Here is a 22,782-nt window from a genome sequence, read left to right on the forward strand (position 1 = left end):
CGGGCGCGGCGGGCGCGGCGGGCGCGGCGGGCGCGGCGGGTATGGCGGGTATGGCGGGCATGGCGGGCGCGGCGGGTATGGCGGGCGCGGCGGGCGCGGCGGGCGCGGCAGGCACGGCGGACGCGGCAGGCACGGCGAACGCGGCGGACGCGGCGGGCGCGGAGCGCGCAGTCAGCGGCGGGCGCGCGTTGGGCGGCGACCGCTGCTTGCTGTTCGAGTAGCGCATTGCTTTTGATGCATCAACCTTGATGCATCAAAAATGCTGCGTTGGCGGTGGGCGCGGGCTCGGCGGCCGGCGCTCCGTGGGCAGTGGGCCGCAGCCCATCCGGCCACAACCCGCCGGCAGTCAGTCGCGGCGGCGTCTCGCTGTCGGTCTCGCCTTACGCCCGGAATGTGCCAGTCTCCGGCCATCCATGATCACGAAAGGTTGTTGTCGCCAGGGCTGGTTCGTGGGTTGCGCGGTGGGTGGATGGGCCATGATCCCGAAGAGTTCTTGTCGTCAGGGCGACCAAAAGTCTTCGCGTTCATGGTCGACGCCGACAGCAACCCTTCGTGATCATGGTTGCAGGCGGTCCGGTCGTTCGTGGGCTGCCGTGGGTGCTTGCCGCAATGCCGCACAGGAGGCCGCTGGTGGCGGGCGCGGGCTGAGTGGCGGCCGCGGCTCGTTGTTCGAGCCGCTCCATCGCTTCTGATGCATCAAGGCTGATGCATCAGAAGCGATGCATCAGAAGCGATGTGGGGCGGGCGACAGCGAGCGTCGGTCGGTGGCGTTCAGGGGCGGGCGCGGTGGGCGCCGGCCGTGCGCATCGAGCGGGCCCAGTGCCGGGTGCGGCCCACCGTCATCGCCACGCCGCCCGGAATGCGCATGCCGCCCAGGCCGACGACCCCGCCCACCAGGACGATGCCGCCGAACGCGAGCAGGCCCGAGGCGGCCAGCAGGTACACCGTCTGGTCCTCGTCGCGGCGGGGCAGGTCGCGCGCCGTCGAGGTCGGGCCGGTCGCGGCTACAGGGGAGGGCAGGGCGCTCGCCGCCAGCTTCGGGACGGGCTCCCCGGTCGCCTGGGCGGCGCTGAGCGTGCCGATCGCCAGGGCCGCCCCGGCCACGCAGTGCCATGCCTTCGTCCTCATCGATCGACCGTCTTCCTCGTCCGTTCGTCCGGACTCCACCGCCGGACGTGTACTTCTCGGGCCGGTCGTGCACGGTAGGTCGCATTCGGGGGATTTGACGAGGCCGATTCGTCACCCGGGCCGGGTGAACGGCTACCTCACCCGTGCGACAGTGATCGGCGTGCTGATCTACAAGATCCTGCTGCCGGCCGAGTGGGCCGCCTTCGAGGCGGCCGGCCGGTTCGACGGCTCGCCGATCGACCTGCGCGACGGGTTCGTGCACCTGTCGTCGCGGGACCAGGTGGCCGGCACCGCCCTGCGGTACTTCGGCGCCGCGCCCGAGCTCGTGGTGCTCGCCGTCGACGCGCAGATGCTCGGTGCCTGGCTGCGCTGGGAGGTCTCGGCGCACGGCGGACCCTACCCGCACCTGTACGCGCCGCTGCCCCGGGCGGCCGTCGCCGCCGTCCACCGTATCGCCGGCGCCGCGTCCGTCGACGAGGTGGTGCCGCGCGGATGACGGATCGGTGAACTTCTCCGTCTGAAGCCCCGTGGACCAGGCGGAATCCTTGCCCGGCGGGCCTACCTTGGCGGGCGTGACCGGGATCCGGCTGGGCGTGGACTTCGGAACCTCCAACACCGCCGCCGTGCTGCGCTGGCCCGACGGCACCACCAAGCCGCTGCTCTTCGACGGCTCCGAACTGCTGCCCTCGGCGGTGTGCCGCGCCGCCGACGGCGACCTGCTGGCCGGTCGCGACGCGGTCCGGGCCGCGCGCAGCGACCCGTCGGCGTTCGAACCGCACCCGAAGCGGTGCATCGACGACGGTACGGTCGTGCTCGGCGGCCGCGAGCTGCCGGTGCGCTCGCTCGTCGCCGCCGTGCTGCGCCGCGCGGTCGAGGAGGCGGGCCGGGTCGCCGGCGAGCAGCCGGCCGAGGTGGTGCTCACCTGCCCCGCGCACTGGGGGCCGCGCCGCCGGGCCGTGCTCGTCGACGCGGCGGTGGAGGCCGACGCGCACCGGGTCCGCATCGTCGCCGAGCCGGTCGCCGCCGCGCACGCCTACGGGCGGCTGCCCGAGGGCGGCACGCTGCTCGTGTACGACCTCGGCGCGGGCACGTTCGACGCCTCGGTCGTGCGCCGCACCGGCCCCGGCCGCGACTACGAGGTGCTCGCCCAGGCCGGGCTCGACGACGCCGGTGGGCTCGAGGTCGACGCGGCGATCGTGGCGTACCTCGGCACCGTCTACGCCGCCCGGGACGCCGCGACCTGGCGGCGCCTGACGCACCCGGTCACCGCCGAGGACCGCACCGCGGCGCGGCAGCTGTGGGACGACGCCCGCGCCGCCAAGGAGGCCCTCTCCCGGACCGCCACCACCGTGGTGCACGTGCCGTTGTTCGGCGACGACGCGCCGCTCGGGCGGGAGCAGCTCGACCAGCTCGCCGGCCCGATCGTCGACCGCACGGTGCACCAGACGCGGGCCGTGCTGCGCGAGGCCGGGGTGGCGCCGGACGCGCTGAGCGCGGTCCTGCTGGTCGGCGGCGCGAGCCGGCTGCCGCTGGTCGCCGCCGTCCTGCACCGCCGCCTCGGGGTGGCCCCGACGAGCGTCGAGCGGCCCGAGCTGCTGGTCGCCGAGGGCAGCACGCTGGTCCCGCTGCCGGGCCCGGACAACCCCGACGAACCGCCCAGCTCCATGGCCCGTGACGACCCGCCGGCATCCGCCGACAAGGCTCCGTCGGGGGTGCGGCCCCCATCGCGCGCGGCACCGGCAGTACCACTGAGAAAGCCGCTGAAGGTGCGGAAGCCGCGGCGGTCGCCCGTCATCCTGCTCGCCCTGCTGGTGGCGGCCGGCGCAACCGTGTACGCGGACACCCGGTGGTTCGGCGGCGCCGTCTTCGGCATCGGCGACTGCCTCGAGGTCAGCCTGGTCAGCTCCGACGAGAAGGCCGACACCCTGCGCGGCCTGTCCGAGCGGTTCCGCAAGGACGGCCCCGAGATCGACGGCCAGTGCGTCGACATGCGGGTGAGCGTGGCCGGCTCGCGGATGGTCGCCGACGCGCTCGCGGGCGACGCCGAGTGGGACGAGCGGCGGCTCGGCCCGCGGCCCGACGTCTGGAGCCCGTCGTCGAGCGTCTGGACCGAGCGGCTGCGCGCCTCGAAGCACGGCGACCGGCTCGCCGCCGAGCTGCCGTCGGTGACCCGCACCCCGGTCGTCATCGGCATGCCCCGCCCGATGGCCGAGGCGCTCGGCTGGCCGGCCGCGAAGATCGGCTGGTCGGATCTGGCCGCGCTGGCCGCCGACCCGCGCGGCTGGGGTGCGCGGGGCCACCCGGAGTGGGGCGCGTTCAAGGTCGGCAAGACGAACCCGAACACGTCGACGACCGGCCTGCTGTCGTTCACGTCGACGGCCACCGCCATCGGGATCGACGGTGTCCGCGCCCTGGAGCTCGCCGCGGTGCATTACGGCAGCAGCGTCTCGACGTTCACGAAGAACCTGTACCGGGCCGACCAGGAGGGCCGGGGCGTCGACTACGTCTCCGCCATCGGGCTCGAGGAGCAGGTGATCTTCCAGTACAACCGGGGCAACCTCCTCGACGGCGGGCAGCAGGCGCCCCCGCGCACCCCGCTGGTGGCGATCTACCCGGCGGACGGCGCGATCTCGTCCGACAACCCCTACGCGGTCCTGCGGGCGCCGTGGGTCAGCGCCGCGCAGGCGCGCGCCGCCGAGGCGTTCCTGCAGTACACCCGGGAGCACGCGCAGGCGTTCCACGCCGCCGGCTTCCGCGACGCCGAGGACCACGCCGGCGCCGAGCTGCGCGCCGACCCCAACCTCCAGGCCGAGCCGATCTACGTCAACGTCAAACCGCCGGACACGGCCAAGGTCGCCGAGCTGCTGGCGCTGTGGGGCGGCGTCCGCAAGCCGGCGAGCGTCCTCGTGGTCATCGACGAGTCGGGCTCGATGGCGTCGGGCACCGACGCCGGCAAGACCCGCCTCCAGCTCGCCCGGGAGGCCGCGCTGCCGGCGGTCGACAGCCTGGCCGCCACCGACGAGCTGGGGCTGTGGTCGTTCAGCAGCCCCGACGCGGCGGGCGCGGCGCCGTGGCGCGAGCTGCTGCCGCTGCGCAAGGTCGGGCCGGAGACGGCGGAGCGGTACCGCCAGTCGGTCGGCCGGCTGAGCCCGCACGGCGAGACCGCGCTCTACGCCACGATCCGCGCGGCCGTCCGGCAGCTCAAGGACGTGCAGCACGACCAGCGCATCTACGCCGTGGTCGTGCTCAGCGACGGCGCCAACGAGTACTCCGACGACGACCTCGACGGCCTGCTCGCCGAGCTCGACCGGGGCAGCCTGGAGAAGCCGGTGCGGGTGTTCACCATCGCCTACGGCGGCGACGCCGACGCCGGCGCCCTGGACCGGATCGCCCGGTCGGCCCGCGGTGCCAGCTACGACGCCAGGAACGCCGTCGACATCAAGGACGTGTTCAACGACGTGCTTTCCAACTTCTGATTCTGGGTAGTGCAGCGGGGTGACGGCTCAGTCCCGCGCCCTGCTGCGCGACCACGCACTCAGCGAGATCGCCGCCGACGTGCTCGCTCACGACGAGCGGGTGCGCGACTTCTCGGTCGAGGTGCGCTTCGACCGGGGCGTCGCGCTGGTCTCCGGTGCGGTCCGGTACCCGGCCCAGGCCCGCCTCCTGCGGGAGATGCTGGGCCGCCTCGACGGCGTGCTCGCCGTCTGGGACCGCCTGTGGGTCGACGGCCGGCCCCCGGTCGTCGTCGACGTGCGCTGCTCGACCGACCCGCGCTGCGTGGCGACCGTCGGCACCGAGCGCCGCCCCGATGCGGCCTCGTCGCTGGTCGCCGACGCCGGCCGCGGCCTGCCGCTGGCCGACGCGAGCGTCGACCGCCTCTACGCGGTGCACGTCCTGGAGTTCCTGCCCGACTACCTGCCGCTCGTCGACGACTGCCACCGCGTGCTGCGCCAGGACGGCGTCCTGCACATCATGGCCCCGTACTGGCAGCACCCGGACGCCGTCGCCGACCCCACCCTGCGCCGGGTGCTCGACGTGCAGACCGTGAAGGGCATCTGCACCCGCCCGGGCGCCCCGCAGTGGTTCCCGCTGCACGCCGCCAGCGACGGCGAGTCGGTCTTCGCCGACCTGGTCCCGCTGCCGTCCCCCGCGTCGGCGGCCGACGACGTCTGGCTCAGCCGCTTCTTCGACTGACACCATGGCGGCGTGCATCGGGTCGCGGCGTACCTCCTGGCCGGGCCGGTCGTCGCCGCCCTGTGGCTGGCGGCCGTCGGCGGGCTCTACGCCGTCGGGATCGCCGTCCAGTTTGCCCCGGTCGGTGTGCTCTTCGTCCTCGCCGGGCAGTTCCTCCTGCGCCCCATCGGCCGGGTCGAGCGCCACCTCGCCCGCACCCTGCTCGGCGTCGACGTGCCCGCCCCGGCGCCGCTCGCGCCGCCCGGCACGGTGTGGTGGCGCCGGCTCGGCGCGGTGTTCCTGGACCCGCACGGCTGGCGGGTGCTCGCCTGGATCCTGGTGCGGTGCGCGACCTGGCCCGCCGCGCTGCTGTACCCGCCCCTCGCCGGCTGGTACCGGCGCCTCGCCGTGCGCCTGCTCGGGCCGAGCCAGGCCGAGATCCTCCGGGAGCGGGCCGAGCGCGCCGAGGCACAGGTGCGCCTCGACCAGGAGCTGCACGACAGCATCGGCCACCTGCTGTCGATGATCGTCGTGCAGGCCGGGGCCGGCGCCCACCTGTTCGACCGCGACCCCGCGTTCGCCCGCCGGGCCCTGGAGACGATCCAGGAGCAGGGCCGCTCCGCCCTCGGCGAGCTCGACCGGATCATCGCCGGCCTCCGCCCGCAGGGCGTCCCCGACGTCGAGACGCTGCTCGACGGCGCCGCGTCCGCCGGCCTGCGGGTCCACCGCCGGGTCCGCCTCGGCCCGCTGCCCGCGGCGGTCGGTCAAGGGATCCATCGTGTACTGCAGGAAGCCCTCACCAACGCGGCCAAGCACGCGCCGGGCCGGGACGTCGACGTCGAGCTCGCGGCGGACGGCCGGGTCGTCGCGCTGTCAGTGGTGAACCCCCTCCCGTCGCCCGCGCCGGTCGCGGGCACCGGTGCCGGCCTGGCGTCGATCCGCGACCGGGTCGCGCGGCTCGGCGGCCGGGCCACGGCGGGCCCGACCCCCGGCGGCGCCTTCGCGGTGCGCGCCGTGCTCCCGCTGGGGGCGGCGCTGCCCGACGACGGCCCGGCCGAGTGCCGGCTCACGGCGGCCTGCGGGTGCCTGGGCTGCGCGACCCGCCGTACGGTACTCGGGTGAGGATCGCGATCGTCGACGACGACCCGCTGGTGCGCCTGGCCCTGCGGGCCGTCCTGGCCGCCGAGCCGGGCTGGGAGGTCGTGGCCGAGGCCGCCGACGGCCCGTCGGCGGTGGCCCTCGCCGCCGACCGTCCCGACCTGGTCCTGATGGACATCCGCATGCCGGGCGGCCTGGACGGCATCGAGGCCACCCACCGCATCACGACGTCCACCCCGTCGGTGCGCGTGCTCATCCTGACCACGTTCGAGGTGAACGAGGACGTGTACCGGGCCCTGCGCGCGGGCGCGAGCGGCTTCGTCCTGAAGCGCACCCCACCCGCCCAGCTCATCGAGGCGGTCCGGGTGGCCGCCCTGGGCGAGTCGCTGCTCCTGCCGTCGTCGACCCGCGGCGTGATCGAACGCTTCGCGACGGCGTCCGGCCCGCCGCTCCCGGACCTCTCCGACCGCGAGCGCGAGGTGCTGCGCCTGCTGGCCCGCGGCCGCTCGAACGCGGAGGTGGCGCAGGAGCTGTACCTGGGCCTCCAGACGGTGAAGTCGCACGTGGCGACGCTGCTGGCCAAGCTGGGCGTCCGCGACCGCACCCAGGCGGTGATCGCGGCCTACGAGTCCGGCTTCGTCCGCCCCGGCGCCTGACCGGCGTTCACTCCTGCGACCATCGGGCGTTCCCTCCCCGGAGGGTGGGGCGGCCGGGGCGTGGGACCTAGCGTCAGGGGCGTGACCAGACTCTCCGCCTTGTGGACCTTCGCCGTGCTGAACTACCTCTACTGCGACGTGCTCGGGCACATGGACGCCGACGTGCTCAACGGCCTGCTCGACCGGGAGGTCGACGGGATGCGGATCACGCCCGGCTTCCTGTTCGGGGCCGGGGTGCTCATGGAGATCCCGATCGCCATGGTGCTGCTCTCGCTGCTGCTGCCGTGGCGGGCCAACCGGATCGCCAACCTCGTCGCCGGCTCGGTCATGACGCTCGTGCAGGGCGCGTCGCTCCTCGTCGGGACACCCACGGCGTACTACGTCTTCTACAGCGTGTTCGAGATCGGTGCCACAGCGTCGATCGTGTGGCTGGCGTGGCGGCGGGCTAGTCCGCCAGCTCCGGCGCCGTCGCCTGCAGATCGCGCATCCGCCGCAGCAGGGTGAGCTCCAGGCTCTCCGGCAGCTCGAAGAAGCCGCCGGACGTGTAGAGGCGGTGGGACTCGTCGGGGCGGTACGACATGGGGACGAGACGGCCGTCGCGCGCCTCCACGTGGCCGAAGACGCCGTCGCCGCGGCCGTCGGCGAGGGGCAGCGTCGCGTGGCCGTCGACGAGTTCGGCGGCCTCGCGCAGGGCCGGGACCACGTGGTACGCGTCGGCAATGGTCTCGTGCAGGAAGCGGACGAACGCCGGGTTCTCCTCGAAGTGGTCGGGCAGCAGCGTGTCGACGCCGAGCGCGACCAGGCCGAGGACCGCCTCGGTGCACAGGCCGTGCTCGCCCACCTCCTCCGGCGTCAGCGGGGAGACCAGGTGCCTCACCCGCTCGCCCACGACCGCCTGGTAGACGAACGGCATCACCGCAGCGTAGGGGAATAGTGGGGGAGGAAGCGTTGTTGACCTTGATTTGTGACCGAGCTTCCGCTTTCCGTCCTCGACGTCGCGCCCGTGGCCGCGAACGGCTCCGCCGGCGAGGCGCTGCGATTCACCACCGAGCTGGCGCGGCGCACGGAGGCGCTGGGGTACCGGCGCTTCTGGGTCGCCGAGCACCACAACATGCCGGCGATCGCCAGTTCGTCGCCCGCGGTGCTGCTCGCCCACCTGGCCGCCGCCACGGCGACGATCCGGGTCGGCTCCGGCGGCGTGATGCTGCCCAACCACGCGCCGCTGGTGGTCGCCGAGCAGTTCGGCACCCTGGAGGCGCTCCACCCGGGCCGTATCGACCTGGGCATCGGCCGCGCGCCCGGCACCGACCAGTACACGGCGCTCGCCCTGCGCCGGTCGATGGAGGGCCTGTCGGCGGAGAACTTCCCCGAGGAGCTGCAGTCCCTCATCGGGTACTTCAGGGGCGACGAACGCATCCTCGCGTCCCCCGGCCACGGGGAGAAGCCCGAGGTGTGGCTGCTCGGGTCGAGTGGCTTCAGCGCGCAGCTCGCCGGCCTGATGGGCCTGCCGTTCGCGTTCGCGCACCACTTCAGCTCGCAGAACACGCTCCCCGCGCTGGAGCTGTACCGGCGCACGTTCCGCCCGTCGGAGATCCTCGACCGGCCGTACGCGATGGTGGCCGTGAGCGCGACCGTCGCCGAGACCGACGAGGAGGCCGAGTTCCTGGCCGGGCCGGCGTCGCTGTCGTTCCTGCGGCTGCGCTCGGGCCGCCCCGAGGCCCTGGCCACGCCGGAGGAGGCGGCCGCCTACCCGTACACGCCGCGGGAGCGCGAGTTCGTGCTGGAGCGGCGGACCGGGCAGGCGCTGGGCTCGCCCGAGACCGCCCGCCGCCAGCTCACCGAGCTGCTGGAGCAGACGCAGGCCGACGAGTTCATGCTGACCTGCATGGTGTACGACCTGAAGGCGCGCATCCGCTCCTTCGAGCTGGTCCGCGAGGAGATCGCCCCGCACCTGCGGACGTCATGACGCGAAGCGGCGGGCGAGCTCCGCGGCCCGCCGCAGCTGCACCGACCGGGCCTGGCCGCCGACGAACCGGCGCAGGATCGCCGGCGACGTGACGGTGACCGTCTCGGTGACCTCGGTGCCGTCCCCGTGCGCGGCCAGGTCGGTCACCGCCCGCAGCCGCACCCGGCCGGGGCTGACGACGTCGCTGGTCACCTGCCGCTCGCCGAGCGTCATGGTGACCCGGATGCGGTTGCGGTACAGGCCGAAGCGCTCGACCGCTGTGTACCGCACCACGTTCCCGTCCCGTTCGATGTCGCGGACCTCGACGACGAGCGGTGACAGGCCGACGTAGGACTCGGGGTCGGCGAGGTGGGCGTGGACCGCGTCCGGCGCGGCGGCGACGGTGGACACGTGCGTGAAGACATCGACGGCCATGGCGCCACAGGGTAGCGTGGCGCGATCGCGGGCAGACGGTCGTCCCGGCGATCGCGAGCGGTCGCCGGATGGCATTCCCCGCGTTCATCGGCGAGGATGGCGGGCGATCTTGTCCGGCGAGCGAGGTGGGGCGTGGTGACGAAGACCTGGGTACGGCTGCGGCCGGTGGTCGAGGGCGATCTGGCGATGTTCCGCCGGTTCGTCACCGAGCCGGGGCTCGCGGGGGCGGCGTGGACCGGCTATCACGACCCGTCGGGGCCGGCCCGCCGGTTCGCCGAGGACGGGTACCTCGGCGCCGAGGACGGCCGGCTGATGGTCGAGGCCGACGAGACCGCGGCCGGCTTCGTGAGCTGGGAGGCGGTCGGGGCGGGGCTGTCGCGGTACTGGAGCATCGGCATCGTCCTGCTGCCGGAGTGGCGCGGCCGTGGGGTCGGCTGGCGGGCCCAGACGCTGCTGTGCGACCACCTGTTCGCGACGAGCCCGGCGCCGCGCATCGAGGCCCGGACCCAGCCGGAGAACATCGCCGAGCAGAAGTCCCTGGAGAAGGTCGGCTTCCTGAGCGAGGGGATCCTCCGCTCGGCCGACTTCCGCGACGGGACCTGGCGCGACGTGCTGGTGTACGGAAAGCTGCGCGGCGACCGCTGATCGGGCGGTGAATGCGTTTCCGAAAACGGGTGAAACAATGAAGGACGCGGCGGACCAGGCCTTGCGCGGCACCATTCGGTCGGGTAAGCGAAACGGCGCCACGCCCGGGTAGGTCGTCGCCATTTACGTTCGTCTCGGTCCACCATTCGAGAAATTGTCGGGTGGTGGACGTGGGACGGCTCATTTCACCGCGAACACGGGCAATCCGGGGCGGCGCTCAGGCGAAGACGTCGGAGTGTGCCTTCAGGATCGCCTCGACGATCTCGCCGGGCGGCGGCTCGACCGACACCTCGGTCACGCCCTCGTCCGGCTGGGGCAGCTCCAGGTCGGCGAACTGGCTGTCGAGCATCTCCACCCGCATGAAGTGGCCGTGGCGAGCGGTGAGCCGGCGCGTGATCAGCTCGCGGGAGCCCTCGAGCAGCACCATGCGCACCTGCGGGCGGCCGGCGCGCAGCCGGTCGCGGTACGTGCGCTTCAGCCCGGAGCAGGTGACGACGCCCGCCTCACCGGCCGCGGCGCGCTCGTCGATCCACCGGCCGATGGCGTCCAGCCAGGGGCGGCGGTCGGCGTCGGTGAGGGGTTGGCCGGCCGACATCTTCGCCACGTTCGACGGGGGATGGAAGTCGTCGGCCTCCGCGTAGACCCAGCCGAGCCGGCCCGCGAGCAGGGCGCCGACGGTGGTCTTCCCGGTCCCCGCGACCCCCATGACGATGAATACCGGCGGCGCTTCAGGCATGCGGTGACGGTACCCTCCGGGCCGGACGGCCACACATGGCACGCCGCCGGCCCGGTGGGCTCACGCCACGGCGACCAGCGGCGGGAAATGACGGTCGATGATGGTCTTGGCCACCATCAGCGGGTCGCCGATGTCGCCGACCCGGTGCCGCTCGACCAGGCGGGCGTGGCCCGGCAGGCCGTTGCCCCGGTCGCGCAGCGCCTGCTGCATCTGCGTCTCCATCGCGCCGGGGTCGACCAGCTCGACGTCGCAGGGACGGGTCGCCGCCTCGCTCACGCAGCGCATGAACGCCTCGGCGCCGGCCTTGGTGGCGCAGTACGTCGCCCACCCCGGATACGCCCGGTGCGCCGCCGACGACGCGACGTAGACGACCCGGAGCCGGGCCTCACTGTTCTGGAAGGCCGCCAGGAACAGGTTGGTGAGCAGGATCGGGGCGACCAGGTTGAGGTTGACCGCCGCGAGCACGGCCTCCGGGGGCAGGTCGCCGGCCAGCGCTATGGGTTCGATCGTCGCGGCGTTGAGCAGGAGCACGATCTCGTCCGCCGGTCCGTGGCCGTTGATGAATCCGGTGAGTTCGGCGGCCGTCGGCAGGCCGCCGCCGGACAGCCCGAGCCCGTCGGGGCTGACGTCGCCGGTCCCGGTGTCGCCGAGGTCGGTCGCCAGCAGCCGGATCGAGGCCGGTCGCTGCGCTGCGAGGGCCTGCTGATCGGCGGTGAAGGTGCGGGCCAGGCCGAGGACGCGGGCGCCGTCGGCCTGCAGCGTCTGGAACAGGGCTGCACCCAGCCCTCGGGAAGCGCCGGTCAGGATGACCGAGCGCACGCATGGGAAGTCCGCGGATGCGGACATTGACATCACTCCAACCGTCTCGAGGTGCCCAACAACAACGACGGGGTGGGGGGAGCGATTTACGTGCGCCAGACCTGCAGTTCGGACCGTTGTGGAGCCGGTGCCGAGCGGTCACCGGTGGGCCGGGTGTCGTGGAGGACGACAAGGAGGGTCGGCGACGTGAGGAACGTGCTGTGGGCGACCGCAGTGCCGGCAGCGTCGGGCGTCTCGACCTGTTCGCCCTCGGTGTGCAGCACGAGCGGGTGCTGCTCGTCGGGCGCGCCGGACCACGCGGTGTGGCCGGCGGTCTGGCCGAGCAGGTGATGACCCGCGCGGGAATGACCGAAGGAGGCGCCGATGGTGGCGCCGAACATCAGGACCAGGATCAGGGAGAGGACGCCGACGAGCCGGCCACGCCGGTGCGTCTGATCGAGTGCGTCCAACTCGTGCCTCTCCCCCTGGAACTGCCCACGGTCATCATGGCAAAGCCGATCGCGAAGTGGAGTGTCGCGAAGTTGCCAACATCTGTAAAACTCGATCGCCGTTGTGCCCTATTCGACCGGCTTTTGTGAAGTAAGGTCGCGCAGATGTTCGTGCGATCGGGAACCGGGACGGATCTGCCGTGGATCAACAGCATCCTGACGGCATCCTACGGCGTCACCACGGTCGTGACGGGGGATCGGATCCGAAATGCCGCGGAACTCGCCACGCTCGTCGCCGAAAACGCCACCGGCCCGGTCGGTTTGCTCACATATGAGGCGGGCCCGGAGGGCCTGGAGGTGGTGACCATCGACACCTCGATCCGCCGAATCGGTGCCGGAACGGCGTTGCTGTCGGCCGCCCGCGACCTCGCCGCCCGCTCGGGCCTGCGCCGCGTCTGGCTGATCACCACGAACGACAACCTGGACGCGCTGCGCTTCTACCAGCGGCGCGGGATGCGCATCGTGCGGGTCCACCCGGGCGCGGTGGACCGGGCCCGGCTCCACAAGCCGGCCATTCCGGCCGCCGGCTCCTACGGCATCGCCCTGCACGACGAACTGGAGCTCGAGTTCCCCGCGGCGGTCAGCGTCCGCCCGGCCGGACTGGGCACCGTCCCGGCGGTGTTGTCGCTGCTGGACGCCGCGACGCGATGGCTGGTCTCGCTGGGCCGGACCGGCCAGTGGGGCACGGCACCGCACTCGGCGAACCCGCGCCGCCGGGCTCAGCTGACGTCGTGGGCCGCGACCGGTGGCCTGTGGCTGGCCGAGCTGTCGGGCCGCCCGGTGGGCGCCCTGGCGGTGGGCACGGCCCCCGACTACGTGCCCGCGGCGACGGAGCCGGAGCTGTACGTCAACCTGCTGGTCACGGACCGCACCCACCGCGGCGCCGGCCTCGGCACGGCGCTGCTGGATCACGCGCGGGTGCTGGCCGTCGGCAGAGGCGTGGAGCGGCTGCGGGTGGACTGCTATGCGGGCGACGACCGTGCGCTGGTGGGCTGGTACGAACGCCAGGGCTTCACGGCCACGGATCCGTTCGCGGTGGCGCTGCCGGATGGCACGGCGTGGCCCGGCCAGGTGCTCACCCAATCGATATGATGCGCATCGTGACGACCTGGCTTCGGAGGGTGCCACACGGGCGGGGGTGGACGCTCGCGCTCGCCGGGCTGGTCGGGCTCGCCATCGCCTGCGACGGGGCCGCCGGGGCCGGGCCCGACCCCGGGACGTCCGCGACCGGCGGCGGGACCGGGGTCATGGCGGCGCTCGGGGACTCGATCACCGACGGGTTCGCCTCGTGTCTCGCACCCGTGCCCTGCCCCCGCAACTCGTGGTCGACCGGCGACGGCACCCGGGTCGACAGTCACTACCGGCGGCTGAGGAAGACCAACCCGGGGCTGCGGGCCCGCAACCACTCGGCCGGCAACGCGCGGGCCGACGCGCTCGCCGGCCAGGCGCGGCTCGCCGTGCAGGACGGGGCGCGGTACGTCACCGTCCTGATCGGGGCCAACGACGCCTGCCGGAAGAGCGTCGACGACATGACGCCCGCGGCGACCTTCCGGCGGCAGGTCGACGACGGGCTCGCCGTCCTGAAGAACACGCAGGCCAGGGTGCTCGTCGTCAGCATCCCCGACATCCACCGGGTCTGGGAGGTCGGGCACACCAGTCAGGTGGCGGTCAAGGCCTGGTCGTTCGGGATCTGCCCGGCCCTGCTGGCCAACCCGACCTCGCAGGCCCAGGCCGACCAGGCGCGGCGGCAGGCGTTCGCGGCGCGGGTCGACGAGTACAACGCGCAGCTCGCCGCCGCCTGCAAGGCCTACGGGCCGCGATGCCGCAGCGACGGCGGGGCCGCGCACCGGGTCGCGTTCTCCCTCGACCTGCTCGCCGCGCAGGACTTCTTCCACCCCAACGGCAGCGGGCAGAACGCGCTCGCCAAAGCGACCTTCGCCGGTGAGCCCACCTGGTGACCGTGGAGGACTACCCTCTTCGCATGAGTGCGGACCCCACGGTGTGGCGCGTCAAGGGTATGCCGCTGGCACCCGCGACCGGCCACGGCCCGCTCGACGGGCTGCGCGTCGCGGTGAAGGACCTGTTCGCGGTCACCGGGTTCGCCGTCGGCGGCGGCAACCCCTCCTGGCTCGCCGAGGCGCTGCCCGCGCACGAGGACGCCCCGGCCGTCGCCCGCCTGCGCGCCGCCGGCGCCGTCGTGCAGGGCATCGCCCACACCGACGAGCTGGCGTACTCGCTCTCGGGCACCAACGCCCACTACGGCACACCGCCCAACCCGGCCGCGCCCGACCGGGTCACCGGCGGCTCGTCGAGCGGGCCCGCGTCGGCCGTCGCGACCGGCCACGCCGACGTCGGGCTGGGCACCGACACCGGCGGGTCGATCCGGGTGCCGTCCTCCTGCTGCGGCCTGTTCGGCCTGCGCCCGACCCACGGCGCCGTCCCCACCGAGGGCGTCCTGCCGCTCGCCCCGTCGTTCGACACGGTCGGCTGGATCACCGCCGACGCCGCCACCCTCGCCCGCGTCGGGGACGTGCTCCTGCCCGACGGTCCGGACGATCTTCCCCGGCGGTTGCTCTCCCTCGGTGGTACCGAGGCGGAAGCCGGCCGCTGGGGCATCCCGGTCGCCGCCGTCACGCTGGCCACCTGGGACGATCCCGACCCGCTCCTGCTCGCCTTCCGGCAGGTCCAGGCGGCCGAGGCGTGGCGGGCGCACGGCAAGTGGATCGAGGCGCATCCCCGGGCGCTCGCCGTCGACGTCGAGGGCCGGTTCCGCTTCGGCGCGACCGTCGACCCGGCGACCGAGGACGCGGCCCGGGCCAGACTCGCCGCCTGGCGCCGCGAGCTGCTCGACCTGCTGGAAGAAGAGGACGCCTGGCTGGTCCTGCCCGCCGGCGGACCGGGCCACCCGCACGAGCTGAGCCTCGCCGACAAGGACGCCTGGCGCCGGGAGACGCTGCGGTGCGCGGTGCCGGCCAGCGCGTACGGGCTGCCCAGCGTCTCGCTGCCCGCCGTCACGCGACCCGCCGGGAGCCCACCGGCGGGGATCGCCGTGATCGCCCCGCCCGGCCGGGACCACGCCCTGCTGCGCCTGGCCGCCGGGGGCTGAGCCCCGCACGCTGCCGTGACGTCAGTGCCCCCAGGCCGCCACGAACGCGCGGGCGGCCGCGGTCAGCGAGCCGTGCACCAGCTCGGTCCGGTGCACGAGCCGCGGCTCGGCGACGCCCACCGCGGGCACCGCCGCTGACCCGTCCGCTGCGGCCGACGCCGGCAGCAGTGCCAGGCCGGCGCCCGCCGCGACCAGCGCGAGCAGGGTCGAGCGGTCGCTGCCCGTGTACGTGAGGCCGGGGCGGAAACCCTCGGCGCGGGCCAGCGCCCGCAGCTGCGGCAGCGGCGTCGCGATCGCCGGCGCGTCCAGCCAGCGCGCGTCGGCCAGGTCGGCCAGCCGCACCGAGCGGCGCCCGGCGAGCGGGTGGCCGGCGGCGAGCGCGACCACGACCGGCTCCTCGGCGACGGTGCGGGTGGTGAGCGGCCCGGCGTCCGGCAGGGGGAGCGGGTCGCTCGGCGCGGTCACGCCGTCGAGCAGCCCCAGGTCGGCCCCGCCGGTCGCGACCGCCGCCGCCACCGCGTCCCGGGCCGCCACGCCGACGGTCAGCGCCACCCGGGGCATGGACCGGCCGGCCGCGGCGAGCGCGGGCGCGTCGAGGGCGGCGAGGGGGGTCACCTGCAGTACCACCGCCGCGGTCGGCGGACCGGAGAGCCGCGCGACGTCGGCCCGGGCGGCACCGAGCCGCAGCAGGATCGGGCCGGCGTGCTCGAGCAGCCGCGCGCCCGCGTCGGTCGTCCGCACCGGCCGGCGCAGGAACAGCGTCGCGCCGAGGTCGTGCTCGAGGGCCGCGATCTGCTGGGACACGGCCGACTGGGTATACCCCAGCTCGCCCGCCGCGGCCGAGAACGACCCGAGGCGGGCCACCGCGACGAACGTCCGGAGCAGGTGAGGATCCACGAGATCAGTATCGCTTATCGGATCACCACGAATGTTCGTTGGACTGATGATCGCAGGCCGGGCAGGCTGCGGGTATGACTCGAACCGCCCGCGTCGCGCTCGTCGGTGACCGCTCCCCGCACGTGCGCTCCCACACCCGCATCCCCGGCCTGATCGACGTGCTCCGCGAGCAGCACGGCCTGGCGCTCGACGCGTACTGGGTCGCCACCGAGGAGGCGGAAGCGACCGACCTGGCCCGGTTCGACGGCGTCTGGCTGCTGCCCGGCAGCCCGTACCGCAGCGAGGCCGGCGCCCTGCACGCCGTCCGCGTGGCGCGGGAGGAGGGCGTCGCGTTCCTCGGCACCTGCGGCGGCTTCCAGCACCTGCTGCTGGAGTTCGCCCGCGACGTCTGCGGCCTGGCCGGCGCCACGCACGCCGAGTCCGAGCCGGACGGCGCGAGCCCGCTCATCGTCGCCCTGGCGTGCTCGCTCGTCGGCCACGAGGGCGCGGTGCGCCTGTCGCCGGGCTCGCTGGCCGAGCGGATCTTCGGCGTGGAGCGCTCGGTCGAGCGATACCACTGCGCGTACGGCCTGGACCCCGCCTACCTGCCGCAGCTGTCCGCGCACGGCCTGCGCTTCACCGGCCACGACGACGCGGGCGAGGTCCGCGTCGCCGAGCTGGACGGCCACCCGTTCCTGGTCGGCACGCTGTTCCAGCCGGAGCTGGCCGGCGACGGCACCCGCTGCCACCCGGTGATCCGGGCGTTCGCGACGGCCGCGACGGCCCGGGCGAGCTCAGCCGAGCAGCTCGGCGTCGCGTAACACCAGCGGCGCCCACTCCGCGGCGCCGCGGGGCCCGTGCCGCGGGTCGACGGCGACGAACCGCTCGCCGCCGGCCCGCGTGACGGTCCGCCGGGCGTACCAGTCCACAGTGGACCGGGCCCGGATCCGCTCGCCGCAGCGCCACTCCCGGCGGCCGTAGTCGACGATCGCGGAGTGGCCGTGCACCTGGCCGAACGGCATGGGGCGCCCGCCGTCGAGCCAGCCCGGGTACAGCCCGGTGGCGGCCTCCGCCCACAGCGGCCCGTGGTCCTGCCACAGCAGCGGCTCGGGCCGGGTGTTGAGCAGCGCGGCCGCGGTCTCGGCGGTCACCGGCTCGCCGAGCTCCTGCCAGGCCCGCACGCTCAGCCCGGCGTGCGTGAGGAGCAGCTCCTCACCGTCGGCCGTCCGCACCGCCGCCGCCACCTGCAGCCGTTCGCGCCGCCACCAGTCGCGCAGCCGGTCCGCGTCGCGGTCGGCGAGGGGCTTCGGCCAGAAGAGGGGGGCGCCCAGGTACTGCGACTCGTGGTTGCCGGCCAGCTGCACCCACCGCCGTCCGGTCAGTCGCTCGCCGACGAACGCCAGCACGCCCGGCGTGTCGGGCCCGCGGTCGACGAGGTCGCCGACCTGGACCACGACGACCTCGCGGTCCTCAGCCTCCACGGCCGCGACGGCGCGGGCGAGCTGCTCCGCGCACCCGCCGACGTCCCCGATCACCGCGATCGTCGTCATCGTCGCCAACGATAGCCGCGGTTCAGTCGTCCCCGGTCAGCGTGAGCGTGGGCTGGTCGCCGGCGCAGGTGATCCGGGCCCGGACGTCGCCGCCGCCCGAGCGGGCCTTGAAGCGCAGCGACGCCGCCGGGGCTGGGCCGGCGACCACATGGTCAGCCTCCCAGCCGGTGCGCGGCGTCCAGGACAGCAGCCGCACCTGGCCGCCGGCATCGCACACGGCGACGACGGTCCCGCCGTCGGTCGGCAACGCCCTGGGCGCGCCACCGGAGGGGGCGGCACTCGACGGCGGGGCCGGCGGCTCGGAGGTGGGCGCGGCCGGCTCCGCGGCCGAGGCCGACGGCGACAGTTCGGCCTCCACCTCGGCCTCGCTCCGCGGCGCGTCCGCCGGCCCGAAGATGCCGCGGCGCAGCGAGTTCACCGCGCCGATCGCCACCGCCGTGGTCAGCGCCGCCGTCACCAGCCACGCCAGCCCGGCGAACAGCCACCGTCGTCCCATGCGCCCACTATCCACCGTGGTTCGCTAAGGGATGGTTAACCTCTCGATATGGCGAAGGTGCTGATCGTGGAGGACGACGGGACGATCCGCACCGGGATCGTGCGGGCGCTCACCGAGCGTGGGCACGTCGTGGCCGCCGCCGGCACGGCCATGGACGGGCTGAAGCTCGCGGTGGCGGAGGCGCCGGACGTGGTGCTGCTGGATCTCGGCCTGCCGGACCTGGACGGCCGGGAGGTCCTCCGGATGCTCCGGGCGGTCAGCGCCGTGCCCATCATCGTCGTCACCGCCCGCCGCACGGAGGGGGAGATGGTCCGGGCCCTCGACGCCGGCGCCGACGACTACGTCGTGAAGCCGTACGGGGCCGAGCAGATCGACGCCCGCATCCGTGCCGTGCTCCGGCGCGGAGCGGGCGGGGGAGCGGCCGCCGAGCAGCGGGACGCGACGATCGAGGTCGACGGCGTGCGCATCGACCCGCGCGGGCGCACCGCGACGCTCGACGGCGTGCCGCTCGACCTGACCCCGCGCGAGTTCGACCTGCTGCACTACCTCGCCGGCCGCCCCGGCGCGGTGGTCAGCAAGCGCGAGCTGCTCACCGAGGTGTGGCAGGTGCCGTACACGTCTGCCGACAAGACCGTCGACGTGCACCTCTCGTGGCTGCGCCGCAAGCTCGGCGAGACCGCGCAGGAGCCCCGCCGGCTGCACACCGTGCGCCGCGTGGGCGTCAAGTTCGGGCTCGCGCCGTGAGGTGGCGGCTCGCCCTGCTCGTCGCGGCGGCGATGACGGTCGTGCTCGTCGCCTTTCTGGTACCCCTGGCGCTCCTGCTGCGCTCCGTCGCCGAGGACCGGGCCGTCACCACCGCCACCAACCAGGCGCAGTCCGTGGCCGCGATCGTCGCCACGGCCGACCCGCGGTCGCTGCGGCTCGCGGCCGAGCAGGCGGGCGTCACCGTGTACCTGCCCGACGGCACCGCGCTCGGCGCCGGCGCGCCGGCCACCCCGGCCGTGCGGCTGGCCGCGCAGCGCGGCGGCAGCTTCACCGTCGCGCACGACGGCGGCCGCGAGATCGTCGTCGCCGTGCAGGGCCTCCCCGGCGGTACCGCCGTCGTCCGCGCCTTCGTCCCCGAACGGGACCTGCGCCGCGGCGTCACCCGCTCCTGGCTGATCCTCGCGCTGGTCGGCGTCGGCCTGCTGGGGCTCGGGCTGGCCGTCGCCGACCGGCTCGCGGTGATGGTGGTCCGGCCGATCCGCACCCTCGCCGCGGTCTCCGACGGGCTCGCCGGCGGCGACCTCGACCGGCGGGCGGCCGCCGCCGGCCCGCCCGAGGTCCGGGCCGTCGCCGCCGCGCTCAACCAGCTCGCCGGGCGCATCCGCGACCTGCTCCGGCTGGAGCGCGAGCGGGTCGCCGACCTGTCGCACCGCATGCGCACCCCGATGACCGCGCTGCGCCTCGACGCCGAGGGGCTGCGCGACCCGGCCGACGCCGAGCGCATGCTCGGCCACGTCGCCGCGCTCGACCGGGCCGTCACCGCCGTCATCGAGGACGCCCGCCGCGAGCGGTCCGCGCCGTCGTGTGACGCCGCGGCCGTCGTCGCCGAGCGGGTCGTGTTCTGGACCGTGCTCGCCGAGGACCAGGGGCGGCCGGTCGCGTTCGCCGCCGACCCGGGCCCGCTGCCGGTCGCGGTGTCCGCCGGGGACCTCGCGGCGACCGTCGACGCGCTGCTGGGCAACGTCTTCGCGCACACCGACGAGGGCGCCGGGTTCGCGGTGACGCTCCGGCGGTCGGGGAGCGGGGCGGTGCTCGTCGTCGACGACGAGGGCCCGGGCTTCCCGCCGGCGGCCGGCGGCCGCGGTGTGAGCGGCGCCGGGTCCACCGGGCTCGGCCTGGACATCGCCCGCAGTACCGCCGAAACCGCCGGCGGATCGCTCACCGTCGGCCGGTCGCCCGGCGGCGGCGCGCGGGTCACGGTGGCGTTAACCGATTCTTAGGCTTGCGACAGGACCTCCCTAGCCGGCGCCCCGGCATCGTTCAGGTCGGAAGGTTGCTTTCGACCAGGAGGTGTACGGGCAATGCGCAAGATTGTCATCATGGGTGCGACGGCCGTGGCGGTGCTGGCGGTCGGCGGGACGGCGCTGGCGGCGAGCGGCCCGGGGCGCCGCGACGACAACCCGTCGCCGGCCGTCTCGGTGTCCACATCGGACAGTCCGTCCCCGGCGGGCTCCGCGTCGCCGTCGGACTCGCCGTCGCCGTCGGATTCACCGTCGGACTCGCCGTCGTGGTCCGGCTCCCCGTCGGCGACGTTCGACGACCACGGAGGTGACCGCGGCGGCCACGGAGCCGACGACGGCGCGTCCCACGATGTGAACGACGATCACGGGGGCGACCGCGGCGGTCACGGTGCCGACGACGGCCCGTCCCACGACGTGGGCGACGACCACGGCGGCCACGGCGGCGACGACCACGGCGGCAGCGGCCGGCACTGAAACTCGTCGTTGGCAGGGCACGGATGAGCTGCGATCATGGTGCCGTGCCTCTGCTCGACGACGACACGCTCGCCGGTTCGGCGGTGGTGGCAAACTCGGCGATGAACCGCGAACGGCGCCTCGCGGGCGTCAACAGCTACGCCCGCGAGCTGGGCTTCGACCCGGTCGACGTGCTCACCGGCCTGCTGCGGGTGACCGGCTCCCCGGAGACGGTGGCCTGGCTGGACCTCTGCTGCGGCACCGGCCGCGCCGTCATCGAGGCGGCCGGCCGGCTGGCCGAGGCCGGCTTGGCGGAGCGGGTGCTCATCGAGGGCCTGGACCTGGTGGACGCGTACGACCCGGCCCCGGCGGTCCCGTGGCTGCGCCTGACGACGGCGTCGGCGACGTCGTGGCAGCCGGCCCGGCGGTACGACCTGATCACCAGCGTCCACGGCCTGCACTATGTCGGCGACAAACTGGCCGTGCTGGAGCGGGCGTCGTCCTGGCTGACCCCCGGCGGACGCTTCGTCGCCGACCTCGACCTGGCGAACATCCGCCTGGCGAGCGGGACCCCGGCCGGCCGCCGCCTGGTGTCGGACCTGCGCGAGGCGGGCTTCAGCTACGACGGCCGCCGCCGGCGCATCGGCCGCGACGACCGCGCGGACGTGGCGCTGCCGTACCAGTATGTGGGCGCGGACCCGGACGCCGGCCCGAACTACACCGGCCAGCCGGCGGTGAACTCCCACTACACGCGCCGCCCGCTCAACCGCTGAGCACGTACGGCGTGGTGGTGGCCAGCTGCGCGAACCCGAGCCGCCGCAGGATCGGCCGGCTGTCCGCGGAGGCGTCGAGCTGGAGGTACCGGTACCCGGCGGCCCGCGCGAGCCCGGCCCGGTGCGCCACGAGCGCCCGGAAGATCCCGCGCCCCCGCCACTCGGCCACGGTCCCGCCACCCCAGATGGAGGCGAACCCGGTCCCCGGATGAAACTCGACCCGCCCCCCGCAGACGACCCGCTCCCCGTGCATGGCAACGACGGCCTGCACGGTGTCCGGCCGCCGCAGCACCTCGACCCCGATCCGCGAGTGGTCCCCGCCGAACACCTCGTCATGCACCCGCACCAGCAACTCGGCCGACCCGGCGTCGACGACGGGCACGAGCCGCACCCCGTTGGGCAGCTCGACGTCGAGCGGCAGCGCGGCGATCTCGGCCACGAGCAGCCCCTCGACCGGCCCGGCCTCGAACCCGGCCGCGACGAGCCGCGCCGGCAGGTCGCCGGGCCGGTCGTGCGAGTAGTACTTCCACTCCCAGGCCTGCCCCGCAAACCGCGCGACCTGCGCCGCGATGACGGCATCCACGTCGAGCCCGTCGAGATCGGCCCACGAGATCCCGGTCCACCCGTCGGGCGCCGACACGACCCGCACGATGCCGGGCTCACGCTCGACGACCCCGTCCGCCTGCGGCTGCTGCCGCACCTGCCGATCAAACTCCGCCAGCACCGCCGTCTCATCCACGGTGACGCAACCTACTCCCCGTACCCACGCATTTCCGGCCATTTTTTCGCGGGACTCGGGCCCGTACAAGTGACGACCGTCGCTCCCGTCAGTCACCGCTCGTGCCGCCGGTGCATCCGCCCCGGCGCCACGGACGCTGCCACCGCCGTCGCCCCAAGTACCCACGACCTGCCGGCCGCGACGACGCCCGCACCGCTCGAGGCCCGCGCGCGGTTTGGGGCCGCGCGGTTTGGGGCCCGCGCGGTTTGGGGCCCGCGGGGTTGAGGTCCGCGCTGCTTGAGTTCCGCTCTGCTTGAGGCCCGCGCTCGTCCTCCGCGCGGCCCGCGTTGGTCGCGCCGCTCGCGAAGTTGACCGTGGAAACTTTTGGCGCCCTGGCAACCACAGGTTTCCACGATCAACTCAACGCCTCTGCCTGTATCGGATATGTCCGAAATATCGCGCAGCAGGGGAGCGGCGGTGGTGGGGTGGGTGGTTGGGCGGGCTGGAGGTGTTCGGCCAGGACCGCGCCATGCGGCGGTGGTGGGCGGGTGTGGTCGCGGGGTGGGTGGTTTGGCCGGCTGGAGGTGTTCGGCCGGGCTCGCGCCGGGCTCGCGCCGGGCTCGCGCCTGGCTCGCGCCGGGCTCGCGCCGGGCTCGAGACGCGCACGACGAGAGGGTAAGC

Annotated in this window: 27 protein-coding genes; 17 read left to right on the forward strand and 10 right to left on the reverse strand. The window is 74.6% G+C overall.

Features of this window, described 5'->3' with window-relative positions; all coding sequences use genetic code 11:
- Window positions 1-221, forward strand: a 221-nt coding sequence (locus ABZS66_RS48650) for a hypothetical protein (RefSeq protein ID WP_354769869.1), incomplete at its 5' end; no start/stop codon positions are given.
- A 550-nt stretch (window positions 222-771) separates the two neighbouring features.
- Here the strand turns inward: ABZS66_RS48650 and ABZS66_RS48655 are convergent.
- Window positions 772-1,128, reverse strand: coding sequence for a hypothetical protein (locus tag ABZS66_RS48655; RefSeq protein WP_354769870.1), 357 nt, complete (start codon window positions 1,126-1,128; stop codon window positions 772-774).
- A gap of 160 nt (window positions 1,129-1,288) precedes the next feature.
- Here ABZS66_RS48655 and ABZS66_RS48660 point away from each other — a divergent pair, with 160 nt between their 5' ends.
- From ABZS66_RS48660 to ABZS66_RS48685, 6 genes are all read left to right on the forward strand, one after another.
- Complete coding sequence (locus ABZS66_RS48660) at window positions 1,289-1,624, forward strand: DUF952 domain-containing protein (protein WP_354769871.1); 336 nt, start codon at window positions 1,289-1,291, stop codon at window positions 1,622-1,624.
- Between the two features lie 76 nt (window positions 1,625-1,700).
- A complete protein-coding gene (locus tag ABZS66_RS48665; RefSeq protein ID WP_354769872.1) occupies window positions 1,701-4,604 on the forward strand; it encodes an Hsp70 family protein in 2,904 nt (967 codons plus the stop codon).
- 19 nt (window positions 4,605-4,623) lie between these two features.
- On the forward strand, window positions 4,624-5,322 hold the full coding sequence (locus tag ABZS66_RS48670; protein ID WP_354769873.1) for a BON domain-containing class I SAM-dependent methyltransferase: 699 nt from the start codon (window positions 4,624-4,626) through the stop codon (window positions 5,320-5,322).
- 12 nt (window positions 5,323-5,334) lie between these two features.
- Window positions 5,335-6,423: a histidine kinase gene (locus tag ABZS66_RS48675; protein WP_354769874.1), complete on the forward strand. Its 1,089-nt coding sequence runs from the start codon at window positions 5,335-5,337 to the stop codon at window positions 6,421-6,423.
- On the forward strand, window positions 6,420-7,055 hold the full coding sequence (locus ABZS66_RS48680) for a response regulator transcription factor (RefSeq protein ID WP_354769875.1): 636 nt from the start codon (window positions 6,420-6,422) through the stop codon (window positions 7,053-7,055). The genes ABZS66_RS48675 and ABZS66_RS48680 overlap by 4 nt, the downstream gene beginning before the upstream one ends.
- 81 nt (window positions 7,056-7,136) lie before the next feature.
- Entirely contained in the window at window positions 7,137-7,559 is a 423-nt protein-coding gene (locus ABZS66_RS48685; RefSeq protein ID WP_354769876.1) for a DUF6326 family protein, read from the forward strand.
- Here the strand turns inward: ABZS66_RS48685 and ABZS66_RS48690 are convergent.
- Complete coding sequence (locus ABZS66_RS48690) at window positions 7,501-7,968, reverse strand: hypothetical protein (RefSeq protein WP_354769877.1); 468 nt, start codon at window positions 7,966-7,968, stop codon at window positions 7,501-7,503. The genes ABZS66_RS48685 and ABZS66_RS48690 overlap by 59 nt on opposite strands.
- Before the next feature lie 51 nt (window positions 7,969-8,019).
- Between ABZS66_RS48690 and ABZS66_RS48695 the strand changes: the two genes are divergently transcribed.
- The gene (locus ABZS66_RS48695; RefSeq protein WP_354769878.1) at window positions 8,020-9,021 is read left to right on the forward strand and encodes an LLM class flavin-dependent oxidoreductase; all 1,002 of its coding nucleotides are present in this window, start codon (window positions 8,020-8,022) and stop codon (window positions 9,019-9,021) included.
- On the opposite strand, the gene ABZS66_RS48700 is transcribed toward ABZS66_RS48695, so the two are convergent.
- Window positions 9,016-9,435, reverse strand: a complete 420-nt coding sequence (locus ABZS66_RS48700; RefSeq protein WP_354769879.1) for an SRPBCC family protein — start codon at window positions 9,433-9,435, stop codon at window positions 9,016-9,018. The genes ABZS66_RS48695 and ABZS66_RS48700 overlap by 6 nt on opposite strands.
- 135 nt (window positions 9,436-9,570) lie before the next feature.
- Between ABZS66_RS48700 and ABZS66_RS48705 the strand changes: the two genes are divergently transcribed.
- Window positions 9,571-10,080, forward strand: coding sequence for a GNAT family protein (locus ABZS66_RS48705; protein ID WP_354769880.1), 510 nt, complete (start codon window positions 9,571-9,573; stop codon window positions 10,078-10,080).
- A gap of 217 nt (window positions 10,081-10,297) precedes the next feature.
- Here ABZS66_RS48705 and ABZS66_RS48710 read toward each other — a convergent pair whose 3' ends face one another.
- The 3 genes from ABZS66_RS48710 to ABZS66_RS48720 are packed head-to-tail and all read right to left on the reverse strand — an operon-like array spanning window position 10,298 to window position 12,084.
- Window positions 10,298-10,816, reverse strand: coding sequence for a gluconokinase (locus ABZS66_RS48710; protein WP_354769881.1), 519 nt, complete (start codon window positions 10,814-10,816; stop codon window positions 10,298-10,300).
- Window positions 10,817-10,876: 60 nt separating this feature from the next.
- Window positions 10,877-11,662, reverse strand: coding sequence for an SDR family NAD(P)-dependent oxidoreductase (locus ABZS66_RS48715; protein ID WP_354769882.1), 786 nt, complete (start codon window positions 11,660-11,662; stop codon window positions 10,877-10,879).
- 59 nt (window positions 11,663-11,721) lie between these two features.
- Window positions 11,722-12,084: a hypothetical protein gene (locus tag ABZS66_RS48720; protein ID WP_354769883.1), complete on the reverse strand. Its 363-nt coding sequence runs from the start codon at window positions 12,082-12,084 to the stop codon at window positions 11,722-11,724.
- 144 nt (window positions 12,085-12,228) lie between these two features.
- Here ABZS66_RS48720 and ABZS66_RS48725 point away from each other — a divergent pair, with 144 nt between their 5' ends.
- Genes ABZS66_RS48725 through ABZS66_RS48735 form a run of 3 tightly spaced genes read left to right on the forward strand, consistent with a single transcriptional unit; the run spans window position 12,229 to window position 15,229 of the window.
- Entirely contained in the window at window positions 12,229-13,215 is a 987-nt protein-coding gene (locus ABZS66_RS48725; RefSeq protein WP_354769884.1) for a GNAT family N-acetyltransferase, read from the forward strand.
- A gap of 8 nt (window positions 13,216-13,223) precedes the next feature.
- Entirely contained in the window at window positions 13,224-14,081 is an 858-nt protein-coding gene (locus ABZS66_RS48730; RefSeq protein WP_354769885.1) for a GDSL-type esterase/lipase family protein, read from the forward strand.
- Between the two features lie 23 nt (window positions 14,082-14,104).
- Entirely contained in the window at window positions 14,105-15,229 is a 1,125-nt protein-coding gene (locus tag ABZS66_RS48735) for an amidase family protein (protein WP_354769886.1), read from the forward strand.
- Between the two features lie 21 nt (window positions 15,230-15,250).
- On the opposite strand, the gene ABZS66_RS48740 is transcribed toward ABZS66_RS48735, so the two are convergent.
- Window positions 15,251-16,126 (reverse strand): LysR family transcriptional regulator, encoded by an 876-nt coding sequence (locus ABZS66_RS48740; protein ID WP_354769887.1) that lies wholly within the window; start codon window positions 16,124-16,126, stop codon window positions 15,251-15,253.
- Window positions 16,127-16,200: 74 nt separating this feature from the next.
- Between ABZS66_RS48740 and ABZS66_RS48745 the strand changes: the two genes are divergently transcribed.
- Complete coding sequence (locus ABZS66_RS48745) at window positions 16,201-16,926, forward strand: hypothetical protein (RefSeq protein ID WP_354769888.1); 726 nt, start codon at window positions 16,201-16,203, stop codon at window positions 16,924-16,926.
- On the opposite strand, the gene ABZS66_RS48750 is transcribed toward ABZS66_RS48745, so the two are convergent.
- Window positions 16,900-17,655 (reverse strand): metallophosphoesterase, encoded by a 756-nt coding sequence (locus ABZS66_RS48750; protein ID WP_354769889.1) that lies wholly within the window; start codon window positions 17,653-17,655, stop codon window positions 16,900-16,902. The two genes, ABZS66_RS48745 and ABZS66_RS48750, sit on opposite strands and share 27 nt — an antisense overlap.
- Window positions 17,656-17,677: 22 nt before the next feature.
- A complete protein-coding gene (locus ABZS66_RS48755; protein ID WP_354769890.1) occupies window positions 17,678-18,151 on the reverse strand; it encodes a hypothetical protein in 474 nt (157 codons plus the stop codon).
- A 48-nt stretch (window positions 18,152-18,199) separates the two neighbouring features.
- Between ABZS66_RS48755 and ABZS66_RS48760 the strand changes: the two genes are divergently transcribed.
- From ABZS66_RS48760 to ABZS66_RS48775, 4 genes are all read left to right on the forward strand, one after another.
- Entirely contained in the window at window positions 18,200-18,895 is a 696-nt protein-coding gene (locus ABZS66_RS48760) for a response regulator transcription factor (protein WP_354769891.1), read from the forward strand.
- Window positions 18,892-20,136 (forward strand): HAMP domain-containing sensor histidine kinase, encoded by a 1,245-nt coding sequence (locus tag ABZS66_RS48765; protein ID WP_354769892.1) that lies wholly within the window; start codon window positions 18,892-18,894, stop codon window positions 20,134-20,136. Before ABZS66_RS48760 ends, ABZS66_RS48765 begins: the two co-directional genes overlap by 4 nt.
- Before the next feature lie 81 nt (window positions 20,137-20,217).
- The gene (locus ABZS66_RS48770; protein ID WP_354769893.1) at window positions 20,218-20,631 is read left to right on the forward strand and encodes a hypothetical protein; all 414 of its coding nucleotides are present in this window, start codon (window positions 20,218-20,220) and stop codon (window positions 20,629-20,631) included.
- Between the two features lie 44 nt (window positions 20,632-20,675).
- Entirely contained in the window at window positions 20,676-21,383 is a 708-nt protein-coding gene (locus ABZS66_RS48775) for a class I SAM-dependent methyltransferase (RefSeq protein ID WP_354769894.1), read from the forward strand.
- On the opposite strand, the gene ABZS66_RS48780 is transcribed toward ABZS66_RS48775, so the two are convergent.
- A complete protein-coding gene (locus ABZS66_RS48780; RefSeq protein WP_354769895.1) occupies window positions 21,373-22,122 on the reverse strand; it encodes a GNAT family N-acetyltransferase in 750 nt (249 codons plus the stop codon). The two genes, ABZS66_RS48775 and ABZS66_RS48780, sit on opposite strands and share 11 nt — an antisense overlap.
- Window positions 22,123-22,782: the final 660 nt, after the last annotated feature.

Origin of the sequence: Dactylosporangium sp. NPDC005572, assembly GCF_040605515.1 — a bacterium.
Classification (GTDB): Bacteria; Actinomycetota; Actinomycetes; order Mycobacteriales; family Micromonosporaceae; genus Dactylosporangium.

Excerpts from the sequence above, each read along its gene's own strand:
- ABZS66_RS48655 (WP_354769870.1), bottom strand. The coding sequence starts at position 1,128 with ATGAGGACGAAGGCATGGCACTGCGTGGCCGGGGCGGCCCTGGCGATC.
- ABZS66_RS48690 (WP_354769877.1), bottom strand. The coding sequence starts at position 7,968 with ATGCCGTTCGTCTACCAGGCGGTCGTGGGCGAGCGGGTGAGGCACCTG.
- ABZS66_RS48700 (WP_354769879.1), bottom strand. The coding sequence starts at position 9,435 with ATGGCCGTCGATGTCTTCACGCACGTGTCCACCGTCGCCGCCGCGCCG.
- ABZS66_RS48710 (WP_354769881.1), bottom strand. The coding sequence starts at position 10,816 with ATGCCTGAAGCGCCGCCGGTATTCATCGTCATGGGGGTCGCGGGGACC.
- ABZS66_RS48715 (WP_354769882.1), bottom strand. The coding sequence starts at position 11,662 with ATGTCCGCATCCGCGGACTTCCCATGCGTGCGCTCGGTCATCCTGACC.
- ABZS66_RS48725 (WP_354769884.1), top strand. The coding sequence starts at position 12,229 with ATGTTCGTGCGATCGGGAACCGGGACGGATCTGCCGTGGATCAACAGC.
- ABZS66_RS48735 (WP_354769886.1), top strand. The coding sequence starts at position 14,105 with ATGAGTGCGGACCCCACGGTGTGGCGCGTCAAGGGTATGCCGCTGGCA.
- ABZS66_RS48745 (WP_354769888.1), top strand. The coding sequence starts at position 16,201 with ATGACTCGAACCGCCCGCGTCGCGCTCGTCGGTGACCGCTCCCCGCAC.
- ABZS66_RS48750 (WP_354769889.1), bottom strand. The coding sequence starts at position 17,655 with ATGACGACGATCGCGGTGATCGGGGACGTCGGCGGGTGCGCGGAGCAG.
- ABZS66_RS48755 (WP_354769890.1), bottom strand. The coding sequence starts at position 18,151 with ATGGGACGACGGTGGCTGTTCGCCGGGCTGGCGTGGCTGGTGACGGCG.
- ABZS66_RS48760 (WP_354769891.1), top strand. The coding sequence starts at position 18,200 with ATGGCGAAGGTGCTGATCGTGGAGGACGACGGGACGATCCGCACCGGG.
- ABZS66_RS48770 (WP_354769893.1), top strand. The coding sequence starts at position 20,218 with ATGCGCAAGATTGTCATCATGGGTGCGACGGCCGTGGCGGTGCTGGCG.